Below are 16,438 nucleotides of genomic sequence, written 5' to 3'. Positions count from 1 at the left end.
GCCGCAGGCTGCGATCTTTTGATCTTCAAGGCAAGGTCAAAAGATCGCAGCCTGCGGCAGCTCCTACAAGGGCTGGATCAAGATCGAGGCGCGTACGCAAACACATCGGCGCGCATCTGGTGGGCGTCCATCCCCGCCTCGACCAGCGCATCCAACGTGCCGTAGACCATGGCCGGCGAACCACTGGCGTACACGTGCAGGGCTTTGAGATCAGGAAAGTCTTCGCATACCGCCTCATGCAACATGCCGCAGCGTCCCTGCCAACCGCATTGATCGCTGACGACTTTATGCAGGAACAGGTTGGGCAGCTTCAGCCATTCATCCCAATGTTCGACTTCATAAAAGTCTTCAGGACGACGCACACCCCAATACAGGTGCACCGGATGCTTGAAGCCCTCGGCGCGGCAATGCTCGATCAGGCCATGGACCTGGCCCATGCCGGTGCCCGCGGCGATCAACACCAACGGACCGTCCGGCAACTCGGCCAGGTGGGCATCACCGAACGGCATGTCGACACGCACCATGCTGTTGCGCTGAAGTTGCTCGATCAGGTTGAGCGCGCTGGCTTCGCGCGCCAGCACGTGGATTTCCAGGTCACGGCCACCGGAGGGTGCCGAGGCCAGGGAGAAGGACGACTTCTCGCCGTTGTCGCGATGGATCATCAGATACTGGCCTGCGTGATATCGCGGCGGCTTGCCGGCGGGGGCCCGCAGCCGCACCCGCCAGGTATCACCACCGACCTCGGTGCAACTGGTGACCTGACACGACAGACTGCGCACCGGCAATTCTCCCAGCGCGAGCACGCCATCCCACAGCACGATGCAGTCTTCCAGCGGCTCTGCTATGCAAGTGTAGAACTCGCCATGGTCACGCACATCGCCCGCCTGCTCCACGCGCCCTTCCACCAGCAGTGCCGCGCACACATGGCAGTTACCGTTGCGACAGCTTTGCGGGCATTCATAGCCCAGGCGACGTGCGCCATCGAGAATCCGCTCGCCGGGCAAGATATCCAGTACTGCTCCGGAGGGCTGCAAGGTTACACGCATCAATCTATTCCTAACTGATTCCAGATGGCATCGATCCGCTGGGTCACGGCGTCGTCCTTGACGATTACACGGCCCCACTCGCGCGTGGTTTCACCCGGCCATTTATGCGTGGCATCGAGCCCCATCTTCGAGCCCAGGCCGGACACCGGCGAGGCAAAGTCCAGGTAGTCGATGGGCGTGTTCTCGATCATCACCGTGTCGCGCTTGGGGTCCATGCGCGTAGTAATGGCCCAGATCACGTCATTCCAGTCGCGGGCGTTGATATCGTCGTCAGTGACGATAACGAACTTGGTGTACATGAACTGTCGCAAAAACGACCAGACACCGAGCATTACCCGCTTGGCATGCCCCGGGTACGACTTCTTCATGGTCACGACGGCCATGCGGTATGAACAGCCTTCGGGCGGCAGGTAGAAGTCGGTGATCTCCGGGAACTGCTTCTGCAGGATCGGCACGAACACTTCGTTCAGCGCCACACCCAGGATCGCCGGCTCATCCGGTGGACGCCCGGTGTAGGTACTGTGGTAGATCGGCTTGATCCGGTGGGTGATGCGCTCGACCGTGAACACAGGGAAGCTGTCGACTTCATTGTAGTAACCGGTGTGGTCGCCGTACGGCCCCTCATCGGCCATCTCGCCTGGATGGATCACGCCTTCAAGGATGATCTCGGCGGTAGCCGGCACTTGCAGGTCGTTGCCACGGCATTTCACCAGCTCGGTACGGTTACCGCGCAACAGGCCGGCGAAGGCGTACTCGGAAAGGCTGTCCGGCACCGGGGTCACGGCGCCAAGAATGGTCGCCGGGTCAGCACCCAGCGCCACGGCGACCGGGAACGGCTGGCCGGGATGTTTTTCGCACCATTCACGGTAATCCAGCGCGCCGCCACGGTGACTCAGCCAGCGCATGATGACCTTGTTGCGGCCGATCACTTGCTGACGGTAGATGCCGAGGTTCTGCCGGTCCTTGTTCGGACCTTTGGTGACCGTCAGGCCCCAGGTGATCAGCGGCGCGACGTCGCCTGGCCAGCAGGTCTGCACGGGCAACGTCGACAGGTCGACGTCGTCGCCTTCGATGACCACTTCCTGACAGATCGCATCCTTGACCACCTTGGGTGCCATCGAGATGATCTTGCGGAAGATCGGCAGCTTGGACCAGGCGTCTTTCAACCCCTTGGGCGGCTCGGGCTCCTTGAGGAACGCCAGCAACTTGCCGATTTCGCGAAGCTCGCTGACCGCTTCGGCGCCCATGCCCAACGCCACGCGCTCGGGGGTACCGAACAGGTTGCCGAGCACGGGAATGTCAAAACCGGTGGGTTTTTCGAAAAGCAGGGCCGGGCCCTTGGCGCGCAAGGTGCGGTCGCAGACCTCGGTCATTTCGAGCACTGGGGACACCGGAACCTGGATGCGCTTGAGTTCGCCGCGCTGTTCCAGGCCGCTGATAAAGTCGCGCAAGTCGCGATACTGCATGCGTGAGCCTCGTGTTGGCCGTGGCGTTCGGGGGCAGGCAGTTTAGCGCCGAACCTCATGCTTCAGAACCACGAACTACGGGTTGATCAAAAATCAGATAGCAAAAAGCCGGGTTTCCCCGGCTTTTGCTGGTCTATCGACTTACTTGCGCTTCATCGACAGGAAGAACTCATCGTTGGTCTTGGTCGTTTTCAGCTTGTCGACCAGGAACTCGATGGCAGCCACTTCGTCCATCGGGTGCAGCAGCTTGCGCAGAATCCACATGCGCTGCAGCTCGTCGTCGGCAGTCAGCAACTCTTCGCGACGAGTACCGGAACGGTTGATGTTGATGGCCGGGAACACACGCTTTTCAGCGATACGGCGATCCAGAGGCAGTTCCATGTTGCCGGTGCCTTTGAATTCCTCGTAGATCACTTCGTCCATCTTCGAGCCGGTTTCAACCAGCGCGGTGGCGATAATGGTCAGCGAGCCGCCTTCCTCGATGTTCCGTGCAGCGCCGAAGAAACGCTTCGGTTTCTCCAGGGCGTGGGCATCGACACCACCGGTCAATACCTTGCCGGAGCTCGGGATCACGGTGTTGTAGGCACGGGCCAGACGGGTGATGGAGTCGAGCAGGATCACCACGTCCTTCTTGTGTTCGACCAGGCGCTTGGCCTTCTCGATCACCATTTCGGCAACCTGCACGTGGCGGGTTGGCGGCTCGTCGAACGTCGAGGCAACCACTTCGCCGCGCACGGTACGCTGCATTTCGGTTACTTCTTCCGGACGTTCGTCGATCAGCAAGACGATCAGATGAACTTCAGGATTGTTACGCGCGATGTTCGCCGCGATGTTCTGCAGCATGATCGTCTTACCGGCTTTGGGCGGTGCAACGATCAGACCGCGCTGGCCTTTACCGATCGGGGCGCACAGGTCGATGACTCGACCGGTCAAGTCTTCGGTGGAACCGTTACCGGCTTCCATCTTCATGCGCACGGTCGGGAACAGCGGGGTCAGGTTCTCGAAGAGAATCTTGTTTTTCGCGTTTTCCGGACGGTCGAAGTTGATCGTGTCGACCTTGAGCAGTGCGAAATAACGCTCGCCTTCCTTAGGAGGGCGGATCTTGCCAACGATGGTGTCACCGGTACGCAAGTTGAAGCGACGGATCTGGCTCGGCGAGACGTAGATATCGTCTGGGCCGGCGAGATAGGAGGCGTCAGCAGAGCGAAGGAAGCCGAAGCCGTCCTGGAGAATCTCCAGCACGCCATCACCGGAGATTTCCTCGCCGCTTTTCGCGTGCTTTTTCAGCAGGGAGAAAATCACGTCCTGCTTGCGCGAACGGGCCATATTTTCTATGCCCATCTGTTCGGCCAATTCGAGCAGTTCGGTAATCGGCTTTTGCTTGAGTTCAGTCAGATTCATATAGGAATGACGTAATCATTTATGGAGGGGGGAAATTAAGCTTTTGGCTTAATGAGGCCGCGCCGCGGAGAAGGCGACAGGATCGCGTACTTATTCGAAAAGGAGAGCGTCGGCGACGGCTAGCAGGGGGCACTGGAGAAACCAGCGCGGGGCCGAATGTAACACCTGAATTTCGGAGCGTCTAGCCCTCTACAACGAAAAAAGCCCCGCTATCTGCGGGGCCTTTATCTGACACGCTACTACGACGCTTAGATGTTGGCGTCGAGGAAAGCCGCCAGCTGCGACTTCGACAGTGCGCCAACCTTGGTCGCTTCAACGTTGCCGTTCTTGAACAGCATCAGCGTCGGGATACCGCGCACGCCATGCTTGGCGGGGGTTTCCTGGTTTTCGTCGATGTTCAGCTTGGCAACGGTCAGCTTGCCTTTGTAGGTCTCGGCAATTTCGTCCAGGACAGGAGCGATCATTTTGCAAGGGCCGCACCATTCAGCCCAGTAGTCGACCAGTACAGCGCCTTCAGCCTTGAGTACGTCGGCCTCGAAGCTAGCGTCGCTAACGTGTTTGATAAGATCGCTGCTCATGGAATTCTCCAGGGTTGTAAGCAAAAAAACGTGGCCCATCATAGCCGCCCTTCCCTCGTTCAGGAAGGTGCAGATGATTGAGTCTCGCTATGGTGTTCCATGAGTTTGGGTATAGCCCAGGTCACGCCAATGCGGGAGCGACGAAAGCGATCCCGGTACGCAGCGCCGCATTGCGCACGTGTTCGTGCATGGCCTTTTGCGCGCCCCCCGAGGCCCGGCGCGCCAGCGCGCGAAGGATTTTGCGGTGCTCATGCCAGGTTTCCATGGCCCGCTCGGCCCGGATGAACGGTAGCTTCTGACTCTCCAGGAAAATCTCGGCACTGGCCGTCAGGATGCTCAGCATCGCCTGATTGCCGCTGGCCAGCAAAATGCGCCGATGGAATTCGAAGTCCAGGCGGGCTGCCGCTTCGAAGTCGCCGCACTTGAGGTCGTTGCGCATGGCGGCGACGTTATCTTCCAGCGCATCGAGCTCATCGGTACTCAAGGTCACGGCCGCCAGCCCCGCCGCGAATCCCTCCAGCGCGTAACGCAACTGGAAGATATCCAGGGGCGAAGCCTGCGCCGCGAAGGGCCAACCGGGTGCGGCCTCGCTTCGCTCAAGCTCCACCGGCGACTGCACGAACACGCCTTTGCCCGGCTGGATACTGATGACACCCAGTGCGCTGAGCGATGACAGCGCCTCACGCAACGACGCCCGACTGACCCCCAGTTGCACCGCCAGGTCCCGCTGCGAGGGCAAGGCATCCCCGGGCCCGAAACCCTGTTCGGTGATCAGTTTACGGATGGCTTGCAGCGCCAGTTCAGGTACGGCGCGAGAGATCGAATTCATGGTTTTCCAGTCGAACCAGGCCAATGAGCGCTCAGTTGTAAAGCTATTCGAAGCGCCCGGCAAGTCGTGCCCCATGGGGGTTCGGTGACTTTCGCCGCTGCGCCATCGGGGTGCGAAACGGCACCTGACTGTTCAGACCAGTAAGACCGTGCGACGCCAGCAAATCCGCGGCCTGGCGGCCCACCAACGCCATGTTGGCATGGCCCATGCTCTGTCGATCCGCAGAAATCCCTTCGCAAAGATCCGGAGACTTGCCATGACCCAGCGTTACAGCGCCCTCCTCGCAGCCTTGTTCGCCAGCCTCGTGCTGAGCCAGGCGCCCGCCCACGCCGACGCCCTGGAGGATGTCGTGCAGCGCGGCGTTCTCAAGGTCGCCGTACCGCAGGACTTCCCGCCCTTCGGCTCGGTCGGCCCGGACATGAAACCGCGCGGCCTGGACATCGACACCGCCAAACTGCTGGCCGACCAACTCAAGGTCAAACTCGAACTGACCCCGGTCAACAGCACCAATCGCATTCCGTTCCTGACCACCGGCAAGGTCGACCTGGTGATCTCCAGCCTCGGCAAAAACCCGGAACGCGAAAAAGTCATCGATTTCTCCCGCGCCTATGCGCCCTTCTACCTCGCCGTGTTCGGTCCTCCAGATGCCGACATCAAGAGCCTCGACGACCTCAAGGGCAAAACCGTCAGCGTCACCCGTGGCGCCATCGAAGACATCGAGCTGACCAAGGTCGCCCCCGAAGGCGTGACCATCAAGCGCTTCGAAGACAACAACTCGACCATCGCCGCGTATCTGGCGGGGCAAGTGGACCTGATCGCCAGCGGCAACGTGGTAATGGTCGCCATCAGCGAGAAGAGCCCGAAACGCGTGCCGGCGCTGAAAGTGAAGCTCAAGGACTCGCCCGTCTACGTGGGCGTGAACAAGAACGAGCCGGCGCTGCTGGACAAGGTCAACCAGATTCTTGTGACCGCCAAGAGCGACGGCGCGCTGGAGAAAAATGCCCTGGCCTGGTTGAAAGAACCGCTGCCGGCCGATCTCTGATCCGGCGCGCAGGAGACACGCGATGGCTTATCAGTTCGATTTCTTGCCGGTGGTGCACAACACCGACCTGTTGCTGCGCGGTGCGCTGTTCACTCTTGAGCTGACGGCCATCGGCGCGGTGCTGGGGGTGGGGCTGGGCATCGTCGGGGCGCTGGTGCGGGCGTGGAACATCCGCCCCTTCTCCGGGATTTTTGCGGTCTACGTCGAGTTGATCCGCAATACGCCGTTTCTGGTGCAGTTGTTTTTCATCTTCTTCGGCCTGCCGTCATTGGGCGTGCAGATTTCCGAGTGGCAGGCCGCCGTGCTGGCGATGGTGATCAATCTGGGCGCCTATTCCACCGAGATCATCCGTGCCGGCGTCCAGGCGATCCCGCGAGGTCAGCTGGAGGCCGCGGCGGCCCTGGCGATGACGCGCTTCGAAGCCTTCCGCCATGTGGTGCTGTTGCCGGCGCTGGGCAAGGTCTGGCCGGCCCTGAGCAGCCAGATCATCATCGTCATGCTCGGTTCGGCGGTCTGTTCGCAGATCGCCACTGAAGAGCTGAGCTTCGCTGCCAACTTCATCCAGTCACGCAACTTCCGCGCCTTTGAAACCTATGCACTGACCACGCTGCTCTATCTGTGCATGGCCTTGCTGATCCGCCAGTTGCTGAACTGGATCGGACACCGATTCATTGCCAGGAGCACTCGATGAGCGATTTCACCTTCTGGGACATCGTGCGCAACCTGCTCACCGGCCTGCAATGGACACTGGCACTGTCGCTGGTGGCGTTCGTTGGCGGCGGGCTGATCGGCTTGTTGATCATGGTCATGCGCCTCTCGAACAAAGCCTTGCCGCGCAGCGTTGCCCGTACCTACATCGAATTGTTCCAGGGCACGCCGCTGTTGATGCAGCTGTTCCTGGTGTTCTTCGGTGTAGCGCTGGCCGGGGTGGAGATTTCGCCGTGGGCCGCGGCGGCAATCGCCTTGACGTTGTTCACCAGCGCCTACCTGGCGGAAATCTGGCGGGGTTGCGTCGAGTCGATCCCCAACGGCCAGTGGGAAGCCTCGTCGAGCCTGGCGCTCAATCCCCTGGAGCAATTGCGCTACGTGATCCTGCCACAAGCGTTGCGCATCGCCGTGGCGCCGACCGTGGGCTTCTCGGTGCAAGTGGTCAAGGGTACGGCCGTGACCTCGATCATCGGTTTCACCGAACTGACCAAGACCGGCGGCATGTTGGCCAACGCCACCTTCGAGCCCTTCATGGTCTACGGCCTGGTTGCCCTCGGCTACTTCCTGCTCTGCTACCCCTTGTCCCTCAGTGCGCGCTACCTGGAAAGGAGACTGCATGCCTCTGCTTAGAATTTCCGCCCTGCATAAATACTATGGCGACCACCATGTGCTCAAAGGCATCGACCTGAGTGTCGAGCAAGGCCAGGTGGTGGCGATCATCGGCCGCAGCGGCTCGGGCAAGTCGACCTTGCTGCGCACCCTAAACGGCCTGGAATCGATCAACGATGGCGTCATCGAAGTCGACGGCGAATACCTCGACGCCGCCCGCGCCGACCTGCGCAGCCTGAGGCAGAAAGTCGGGATGGTGTTCCAGCAGTTCAACCTGTTCCCGCACCTGACGGTGGGCGAGAACGTGATGCTCGCGCCGCAGGTGGTGCAGAAAGTACCGAAGACCCAGGCTGCCGAACTGGCGCGACAGATGCTGGAACGGGTCGGACTTGGAGAGAAGTTCGATGCCTTCCCCGATCGCCTGTCCGGCGGGCAGCAACAGCGGGTGGCGATTGCCCGTGCGCTGGCGATGTCGCCCAAGGTGCTGCTGTGCGACGAAATCACCTCGGCGCTCGACCCGGAGTTGGTCAACGAAGTGCTGAGCGTGGTTCGGCAACTGGCCAAGGAAGGCATGACGCTGATCATGGTCACCCATGAAATGCGCTTTGCCCGGGAGGTTGGGGATAAGTTGGTGTTCATGCATCAAGGTTTGGTGCATGAGGTGGGCGATCCAAAGGAGTTGTTTGCCAATCCGCGGACGGTGGAGTTGGCGAATTTCATTGGGACGGTTGAGGCGACCACCTGATCATTCCCACGCTCCGCGTGGGAATGCCTCAACGGACGCTCCGCGTCCGCTTTGGGACGCAGAGCGTCCCGGGCTGCATTCCCACGCAGAGCGTGGGAACGATCGGCTTTGAACACAACGCGTTGGCGGCAGCCTTTGATCGTGGCAGGATGTCGAGGTTATCGACCGAGACCCCTGACCATGCCGCAATCCCAAGCCAAGAATCTGTCCTTGATCGCCGCAATCGACCTGGGCTCCAACAGCTTTCACATGGTCGTGGCCAAGGCCCAGAACGGCGAAATCCGCATTCTCGAACGTCTCGGGGAGAAGGTTCAGTTGGCCGCCGGTATCGACGACGAACGCCACCTCAGCGAAGAATCCATGCAACGCGGGCTCGATTGCCTCAAGCGTTTCGCCCAACTGATCAACGGTATGCCCCCAGGCGCCGTGCGGATCGTCGGCACCAACGCCCTGCGTGAAGCCCGTAACCGCAACGAATTCATCCACCGCGCCGAAGAAATCCTCGGCCACCCGGTGGAAGTCATCTCCGGCCGTGAAGAAGCACGCCTGATCTATCTGGGCGTGTCCCACACCCTCGCCGATACCCCGGGCAAACGCCTGGTGGCCGACATCGGCGGCGGCAGCACCGAGTTCATCATCGGGCAGAGATTCGAGCCCTTGTTGCGCGAAAGCCTGCAGATGGGTTGCGTCAGCTACACCCAGCGCTATTTCAAGGACGGCAAGATCACCCCGGCCCGCTACGCCCAGGCGTATACCGCGGCGCGGCTGGAGATCATGAGCATCGAACACGCCCTGCATCGCCTGACCTGGGATGAAGCCATCGGCTCCTCGGGCACCATCCGCGCCATCGGCCTGGCGCTGAAGGCCGGCGGTCATGGCAGCGGTGAAGTGAATGCCGAAGGGTTGGCCTGGCTCAAGCGCAAGCTGATCAAGCTTGGCGATGTCGAGAAAATCGACTTCGAAGGCATCAAGCCGGACCGTCGGGCGATTTTCCCGGCCGGCCTGGCCATCCTCGAAGCCATCTTCGATTCACTTGAACTGCAACGCATGGACCACTGTGAAGGCGCGTTGCGCGAAGGCGTTCTCTATGACCTGCTGGGTCGTCATCATCACGAAGACGTGCGTGAACGCACCCTGACGTCGCTGATGGAGCGTTATCACGTCGACCTGGAACAAGCGGTGCGAGTCGAACGCAAGGCCCTGCATGCCTTCGATCAGGTGGCCAAGGACTGGGACCTGGAAGACGGCGTCTGGCGCGAACTGCTCGGCTGGGCGGCCAAGGTGCATGAGGTGGGCCTGGACATTGCCCACTACCAGTACCACAAGCATGGCGCCTACCTGATCGAGCACTCGGACCTGGCCGGTTTCTCCCGCGAAGACCAACTGATGCTTGCACTCCTGGTGCGCGGCCACCGCCGCAACATTCCCAAGGACAAGTTCGCCGAATTCGGCGATGACGGCATCAAGCTGATTCGTCTTTGCGTGTTGCTACGCTTCGCGATCCTGTTCCATCACATCCGCGGCACCCAGCAAATGCCTCAGGTGGAACTGAACGCCAATGGCAACCACCTGGAAGTTGTTTTCCCGGAAAACTGGTTGGAGGACAACCAACTGACCCAGGCCGACTTCGAGATCGAAGCGCAGTGGCTTACCCGCGTAGACACCGTCCTGACCGTGCGCTGAACCTGTAGGAGCTGCCGCAGGCTGCGATCTTTTGATTTTGCCCTTCAAAACAAGATCAAAAGATCGCAGCCTGCGGCAGCTCCTACAGGGTGGAAACAAAAATGGCGATCCAAAGGGATCGCCATTTTTTTACCTCGTGCCGGTGTTACCGAACCGCCAGGATCGGGCTACCCAACCGCTCCAGCAAGGTAGCCTGGGCACTGCGCGGGTTCTGGTTGCCGGTCGGTGTATTGCGGATGTAACGGCCGTCCGACTGCAGGCTCCAGCTGTGGGTGTTGTCGGTGAGGTACAGCTCGAGCTCTTTCTTGACCCGCATGATCAGCTTCTTGCCCTCTACCGGGAAGCAAGTCTCGACGCGCTTGTCGAGGTTGCGCTCCATCCAGTCAGCGCTGGAGAGGAACATCTGCTCTTCGCCGCCATTAAGGAAATAGAAGACCCGGGTGTGCTCCAGGAAGCGACCGATGATCGAGCGCACATGGATATTGTGCGACACCCCGGCGATGCCCGGCCGCAGGCAGCACATGCCACGCACCACCAGGTCGATGCGCACGCCCGACTGGCTGGCCTTGTACAACGCGCGGATGATCTTCGGATCGGTCAGCGAGTTGAACTTGGCGATGATGTGCGCCGGCTTGCCCTCGAGGGCGAACTGGGTTTCGCGGGCAATCATGTCGAGCATGCCCTTTTTCAGGGTAAACGGCGCATGCAGCAGCTTTTTCATGCGCAGCGTCTTGCCCATGCCGATCAACTGGCTGAACAGTTTTCCGACGTCTTCGCACAGGGCGTCGTCGGAGGTCAGCAGGCTGTAGTCGGTATACAGGCGAGCGTTGCCGGCGTGATAGTTACCCGTACCGAGGTGGGCGTAACGCACGATCTCACCCGCTTCGCGGCGCAGGATCAGCATCATCTTGGCGTGGGTCTTGAAGCCGACCACACCGTAGATCACCACCGCACCGGCCGCTTGCAGACGGCTGGCCAACTGCAGGTTGGACTCTTCGTCGAACCGCGCGCGCAATTCGATCACCGCGGTGACCTCCTTGCCGTTACGCGCTGCATCCACCAACGCATCGACGATTTCCGAGTTGGCGCCGGAGCGATACAGGGTCTGACGCACCGCCAACACGTGCGGGTCCTTGGCGGCCTGGCGCAGCAGGTCGACCACTGGAGTGAACGACTCGAACGGGTGCAGTAACAGGATGTCCTGCTTGCTGATCACGCTGAAAATGTTTTCGCTGTTCTGCAGCAGTTTCGGAATCTGCGGGGTGAACGGCGTGTATTGCAGCTCGCGCTGGCTGTCCAGGCCGGTAATGCTGAACAGACGCGTCAGGTTCACCGGGCCGTTGACCTGATACAGCTCGCTCTCGCTGAGGTTGAATTGCTTGAGCAGGTAGTCGGACAGGTGTTTCGGGCAGGTATCGGCAACTTCCAATCGCACCGCGTCGCCATAACGACGGGAGAACAGCTCGCCGCGCAGGGCACGCGCCAGGTCTTCGACATCTTCCGAGTCCAGCGCCAGGTCGGCGTTTCGGGTCAGGCGGAACTGATAGCAGCCCTTGACCTTCATGCCCTGGAACAAGTCATCGGCGTGAGCGTGGATCATCGACGACAGGAATACATAGTTGTCGCCAGGGCCGCCGACTTCTTCCGGCACCTTGATCACCCGCGGCAGCAAGCGCGGTGCCGGGATGATCGCCAGGCCGGAGTCGCGACCAAAGGCGTCGATACCCTCGAGCTCGACGATGAAGTTAAGGCTTTTGTTCACCAACAAAGGGAACGGGTGCGTCGGGTCGAGGCCGATCGGGGTGATGATCGGGGCAATCTCGTCACGGAAATAGCGGCGCACCCAGGTCTTTAGCTTGGTCGTCCAGTGACGGCGACGAATGAAGCGGACCTGATGTTTTTCCAGCTCCGGCAGCAGGATGTCGTTCAGGATCGCGTACTGACGATCGACGTGACCGTGTACCAGTTCACTGATGCGGGCCAGGGCCTGGTGCGGTTGCAAGCCGTCGGCACCCGCTTGCTCCCGGGCGAAGGTGATCTGCTTCTTGAGGCCGGCGACACGAATCTCGAAGAACTCGTCCAGGTTGCTGGAGAAGATCAGCAGAAATTTCAGGCGCTCCAGCAACGGGTATGACTCGTCCAGTGCCTGTTCCAACACGCGGATGTTGAACTGCAGTTGCGACAGCTCGCGGTGGATGTACAGGCTGCTGTCATCCAGGCCGGGAATGGCAATCGCTGGCGCTGCCACAGCGGTCTCGACGACCGCCGCGGGCGGAGCTGGCTCCAGCTCCGGCGGGGTCTCGTCGACTTGCTCCACCACAGGCTGGGCGTCTTTTACGGCAACTTCAGTGAGTACTTCGGTATTCATCGAATGTTCCTGGGAGGGCTATTGTTGCTCTCGTAACAGTTGAGCAGCACGAACGGCAAAATATGTCAGGATGCCATCAGCACCTGCGCGTTTAAAAGCGGTCAGGGATTCGAGGATAACCCCTTCGCTCAACCAGCCATTCTGGATCGCCGCCATGTGCATGGCGTATTCGCCACTGACTTGATAAACAAAAGTCGGCACTTTGAATTCTTCTTTGACCCGGCAGAGGATGTCCAGATAGGGCATGCCTGGCTTGACCATGACCATGTCTGCGCCTTCTGACAAGTCAGCCGCCACTTCGTGCAGGGCTTCGTTGCTGTTGGCCGGGTCCATCTGATAGGAGGCCTTGTTGGCCTTGCCCAGGTTCAGTGCCGAACCGACCGCATCGCGAAACGGGCCGTAATAGGCGCTGGCGTACTTCGCCGAATAGGCCATGATCCGTACGTTGACGTGACCGGCCACTTCGAGGGCCTCGCGGATAGCCTGGATGCGACCGTCCATCATGTCCGAAGGCGCAACCACCTGGGCGCCAGCTTCGGCATGGGACAGGGCTTGCCTGACCAGTGCGTCGACGGTGATGTCGTTCTGCACATAGCCTTCTTCGTCGAGAATGCCGTCCTGGCCGTGGGTGGTGAACGGGTCCAGCGCGACGTCGGTAATCACGCCCAGCTCAGGAAACTGTGCACGCAGGGCGCGGGTGGCGCGCTGGGCAATGCCTTCGGGGTTCCAGGCTTCGGCGCCATCCAGCGATTTGAGCTCTGGAGGTGTCACCGGGAACAGCGCCAGCGCCGGAATGCCCAGCTCGACCCACTTGGCTGCCTCTTCCAGCAACAGATCGATGGTCAGGCGTTCGACGCCCGGCATCGAGGCCACCGCTTCGCGACGGTTTTCACCGTCCAGTACGAACACCGGCAGGATCAGATCATCGACGGTCAACACGTTTTCACGGACCAGTCGACGCGAAAAATCATCGCGACGGTTGCGGCGCAGGCGGGTTGCGGGGAACAAGCGGTTGGCGGGGGTAAAGCTCACGGCAGACTCCTGAGCCCGCGCGGACGGGCGAGCGTGACAGTTATAAGCGGCCATTATGACGATCACATGACAGTTGTGTGCAACCTGTGACAGGTAGCCGCATTCCATTGTCCTTGTAGGAAATGTTCACGTCGAGACACATTTGGACACTTTCCTGAATGTGTACGAAGGGTTAGGCTGCGCGTTCATTTCGCCAGCACCCAGACAATGCTCCAACAATTTCTGCATGACTTCGGCTACTTTGCCCTATTTCTAGGCACATTCTTCGAAGGCGAAACCATCCTGGTGCTCGCGGGCTTCCTCGCGTTCCGTGGATACATGGACATCAACCTGGTGGTGGTCGTGGCGTTCTTCGGCAGTTATGCCGGCGATCAGCTGTGGTACTTCCTGGGACGCAAGCACGGGCGCAAGCTGCTGGCACGCAAGCCGCGCTGGCAGTTAATGGGTGATCGGGCGCTCGAGCACATTCGCAAGCATCCGGATATCTGGGTCCTGAGCTTTCGCTTCGTCTATGGCCTGCGCACCGTGATGCCGGTGGCAATCGGCCTGTCTGGCTATCCGCCGGGCCGTTATCTGCTGCTCAACGGAATTGGCGCTGCGATCTGGGCCACCGCACTGGCGGCGGCGGCCTATCACTTTGGCGCGGTACTGGAAGGGATGCTCGGCAGCATCAAGAAATACGAACTGTGGGTGCTCGGTGCCCTGCTCGTCCTCGGGTTGGGCCTGTGGCTGCGCCGCCGGTTCAAGAATGCTCGCTTGGCCAGGCAGATCTATGCCGACGAGCAAGCCCTGAAAGCCCAACAGCACAATGCCGGCAACCCTAAGACGCCAATCGAGTAAAACGGTTTCTGCAGCAGTAGAGCCCGATACCGCTGATCAGACTGTAACTGAGCAGGCCGACCCAGCCCACCGCGCTGGCCGGCCACAGCCCCACCAGCGGCGCCAGCCATACCAGCGGCACATTCGATGCCAGCCGCAGCAACTCCAGCTTCAGCGCCCACGGGCGATTCTCCAGGGCCACGCCCAGCACGAACAGGCCCAGCGCCACAGCTCCCCAGCCCAACACCAACGCGGCCGTCGACAGATTGGGCGCGAGGTTCATCAAATAGCTGCCAAACGCGATGTAGACGCAGAACTGTAACAGCACGTAGAGCTGCTGACGCCCGTCCAATGGCACCTCGAATTTGCGGAACTGGCTCAGGTCCGGCTTGTTCATCGGGTACTTGGCCGCCACATCCGCCGGCCGCCAGCCGGTGCGCATGAACCAGATCCGCAGCTTGTCCCAGGTGCTTTCGGCACGCCGCGCATCCGCCCACAACTGGGTGTAGAACTGCACGTTGGCCCACACCGGGTTCCAGCTCGACAGCGGTGTTGTTACGCCGAAAATCACCGGCTCGTTGTCGTCTTCTTCCTGGAACGAGCCAAATAGACGGTCCCAAATAATGAACACACCGCCGTAGTTGCGATCCATGTAGAGAGCGTTCTGTGCATGGTGGGCCCGATGATTGGATGGCGTGACGAAAAACCACTCGAACCAGCCGAGCTTGGGAATGTGCCGGGTATGCACCCAGAACTGGTACAGCAGGTTAAGCGCCGCGACGCTGACGAACACCAGCAACGGCACACCGACGACGGCCATGGGGAGGTAGAAGATCCAGCTCAGGAGGAATCCGGTGCTCGTCTGGCGCAAGGCGGTGGAGAGGTTGTAGTCCTCGCTCTGGTGATGCACCGAATGCGCGGCCCAGAGGATGTTGCGCTCGTGGCCCATGCGGTGCAGCCAGTAGTAGCAGAAATCGTAAAAGACGAAGGCAAACACCCAGACCCAGATGCTGTCGGGCGAGAGCTCGAACAGTGCCAGGTGCTTGAGGGCGAACGCATAGGTCACCAGCCCTACGCCTTTTGTCAGCAGGCCGGTGGTGGTCGACAGCACACCGGTGCTGATGCTGTTGATCGCGTCCGCCAGCCGATAGTTGCTGACCCCGCGCCAACGGTCGGCCAGCAGCTCGACAGCGATCAGCACAAAGAAAAACGGCACCGCATACAGAATGAAGTCCATGACGCGCCCTGGTCGGAATCTTGAGGACAGATCCTATGTGTAGCCTCGAATTATCCCTATGGCAACGAGTGACAAATTAGTGGACATTTAACGCCATGAATCTGGAGAAAAGCCCATGAGCAAAAAAGTTGCAGTGATCCTTTCCGGTTGTGGCGTATACGACGGCGCCGAGATTTACGAAAGTGTGGTGACCCTGCTGCGCCTGGACCAGCGTGGCGCGCAGGTGCAGTGTTTTGCCCCGAATATCGCGCAGCTGCACGTGATCAACCACCTGACCGGCGAAGAAATGCCCGAGTCGCGCAATGTGCTGGTGGAGTCTGCCCGTATAGCCCGCGGCGAGATCAAGGATATCCGCGAAGCCGACGCCGAGGAGTTCGATGCACTGATCATTCCCGGCGGCTTCGGCTCGGCCAAGAACCTCTCCAACTTTGCCATCGAAGGTACTGGCTGCACGGTGCAACCGGATGTCCTGGCATTGACCGAAGCCTTTGCCGAGGCCGGCAAACCGGTCGGCCTGATCTGCATCTCACCTGCCCTGGCGGCGAAAATCTATGGTCCCGGCGTGACATGCACCATCGGCAACGACGCAGAAACGGCAGCGGCCCTGAACAAGATGGGCGCCACCCACAAGGAATGTGCCGTGAGCGATATCGTCGAAGACAAGGCGCGCAAACTGGTGACGACACCGGCCTACATGCTGGCGCAATCGATCAGCGAAGCGGCTTCGGGCATCAACAAACTGGTCGACCGGGTGCTCGAGCTGACCCACGAAAACGACGCCTGACATCGATTAAATGTGGGAGCGGGCTTGCTCGCGAAAGCGGTGTGTCATTCAACAATGATGGTGACTGATACACCGCATTCGCGGGCAAGCC

15 protein-coding genes are annotated in these 16,438 nt (G+C 60.4%); 7 read left to right on the top strand and 8 right to left on the bottom strand.

Annotated elements, in window-relative coordinates:
- Positions 1–77 precede the first annotated feature (77 nt).
- The 5 genes from AC3WWR_RS29400 to AC3WWR_RS29380 all read right to left on the bottom strand — a co-directional run bounded on the left by AC3WWR_RS29400 (position 78) and on the right by AC3WWR_RS29380 (position 5,320).
- Complete coding sequence (locus AC3WWR_RS29400; protein ID WP_020797261.1) at positions 78–1,046, bottom strand: CDP-6-deoxy-delta-3,4-glucoseen reductase; 969 nt, start codon at positions 1,044–1,046, stop codon at positions 78–80.
- A complete protein-coding gene (gene ubiD / locus AC3WWR_RS29395; RefSeq protein ID WP_020797260.1) occupies positions 1,046–2,512 on the bottom strand; it encodes a 4-hydroxy-3-polyprenylbenzoate decarboxylase in 1,467 nt (488 codons plus the stop codon). Before ubiD ends, AC3WWR_RS29400 begins: the two co-directional genes overlap by 1 nt.
- A 141-nt stretch (positions 2,513–2,653) precedes the next feature.
- Complete coding sequence (rho, locus tag AC3WWR_RS29390; RefSeq protein ID WP_003206716.1) at positions 2,654–3,913, bottom strand: transcription termination factor Rho; 1,260 nt, start codon at positions 3,911–3,913, stop codon at positions 2,654–2,656.
- Between the two features lie 248 nt (positions 3,914–4,161).
- Positions 4,162–4,491 carry a thioredoxin TrxA gene (trxA, locus tag AC3WWR_RS29385; protein WP_003206727.1) on the bottom strand — a complete coding sequence of 110 codons (330 nt, stop codon included), beginning with the start codon at positions 4,489–4,491 and terminating at the stop codon, positions 4,162–4,164.
- Positions 4,492–4,612: 121 nt separating this feature from the next.
- Positions 4,613–5,320 carry a FadR/GntR family transcriptional regulator gene (locus tag AC3WWR_RS29380; RefSeq protein WP_033044600.1) on the bottom strand — a complete coding sequence of 236 codons (708 nt, stop codon included), beginning with the start codon at positions 5,318–5,320 and terminating at the stop codon, positions 4,613–4,615.
- Positions 5,321–5,576: 256 nt separating this feature from the next.
- Between AC3WWR_RS29380 and AC3WWR_RS29375 the strand changes: the two genes are divergently transcribed.
- The 5 genes from AC3WWR_RS29375 (at position 5,577) to ppx (ending at position 10,107) form a co-directional block, all read left to right on the top strand.
- Positions 5,577–6,362: a transporter substrate-binding domain-containing protein gene (locus tag AC3WWR_RS29375; protein ID WP_020797256.1), complete on the top strand. Its 786-nt coding sequence runs from the start codon at positions 5,577–5,579 to the stop codon at positions 6,360–6,362.
- Positions 6,363–6,384: 22 nt separating this feature from the next.
- Positions 6,385–7,053 (top strand): amino acid ABC transporter permease, encoded by a 669-nt coding sequence (locus AC3WWR_RS29370; protein WP_020797255.1) that lies wholly within the window; start codon positions 6,385–6,387, stop codon positions 7,051–7,053.
- Complete coding sequence (locus tag AC3WWR_RS29365) at positions 7,050–7,700, top strand: amino acid ABC transporter permease (protein WP_020797254.1); 651 nt, start codon at positions 7,050–7,052, stop codon at positions 7,698–7,700. Before AC3WWR_RS29370 ends, AC3WWR_RS29365 begins: the two co-directional genes overlap by 4 nt.
- Complete coding sequence (locus AC3WWR_RS29360) at positions 7,687–8,424, top strand: amino acid ABC transporter ATP-binding protein (protein ID WP_020797253.1); 738 nt, start codon at positions 7,687–7,689, stop codon at positions 8,422–8,424. Before AC3WWR_RS29365 ends, AC3WWR_RS29360 begins: the two co-directional genes overlap by 14 nt.
- 180 nt (positions 8,425–8,604) lie before the next feature.
- The gene (gene ppx / locus AC3WWR_RS29355; protein WP_020797252.1) at positions 8,605–10,107 is read left to right on the top strand and encodes an exopolyphosphatase; all 1,503 of its coding nucleotides are present in this window, start codon (positions 8,605–8,607) and stop codon (positions 10,105–10,107) included.
- Between the two features lie 145 nt (positions 10,108–10,252).
- On the opposite strand, the gene ppk1 is transcribed toward ppx, so the two are convergent.
- Both ppk1 and hemB read right to left on the bottom strand, forming a co-directional pair.
- The gene (gene ppk1 / locus AC3WWR_RS29350; RefSeq protein ID WP_020797250.1) at positions 10,253–12,475 is read right to left on the bottom strand and encodes a polyphosphate kinase 1; all 2,223 of its coding nucleotides are present in this window, start codon (positions 12,473–12,475) and stop codon (positions 10,253–10,255) included.
- A gap of 18 nt (positions 12,476–12,493) precedes the next feature.
- Positions 12,494–13,507: a porphobilinogen synthase gene (gene hemB, locus AC3WWR_RS29345; RefSeq protein ID WP_083349892.1), complete on the bottom strand. Its 1,014-nt coding sequence runs from the start codon at positions 13,505–13,507 to the stop codon at positions 12,494–12,496.
- Positions 13,508–13,714: 207 nt separating this feature from the next.
- On the opposite strand from hemB, the gene AC3WWR_RS29340 reads away from it, so the two are divergent.
- A complete protein-coding gene (locus AC3WWR_RS29340) occupies positions 13,715–14,347 on the top strand; it encodes a DedA family protein (RefSeq protein WP_020797248.1) in 633 nt (210 codons plus the stop codon).
- On the opposite strand, the gene AC3WWR_RS29335 is transcribed toward AC3WWR_RS29340, so the two are convergent.
- Positions 14,328–15,563: a sterol desaturase family protein gene (locus AC3WWR_RS29335; protein WP_083349893.1), complete on the bottom strand. Its 1,236-nt coding sequence runs from the start codon at positions 15,561–15,563 to the stop codon at positions 14,328–14,330. The two genes, AC3WWR_RS29340 and AC3WWR_RS29335, sit on opposite strands and share 20 nt — an antisense overlap.
- A 115-nt stretch (positions 15,564–15,678) precedes the next feature.
- Here AC3WWR_RS29335 and elbB point away from each other — a divergent pair, with 115 nt between their 5' ends.
- A complete protein-coding gene (elbB, locus tag AC3WWR_RS29330; protein WP_020797246.1) occupies positions 15,679–16,347 on the top strand; it encodes an isoprenoid biosynthesis glyoxalase ElbB in 669 nt (222 codons plus the stop codon).
- Positions 16,348–16,438: the final 91 nt, after the last annotated feature.

Source organism: Pseudomonas sp. EB271-G4-1 (assembly GCF_058791355.1).
Note: the sequence above shows the minus strand (reverse complement) of the source record. Positions and strands in the feature narration are given on the sequence as shown.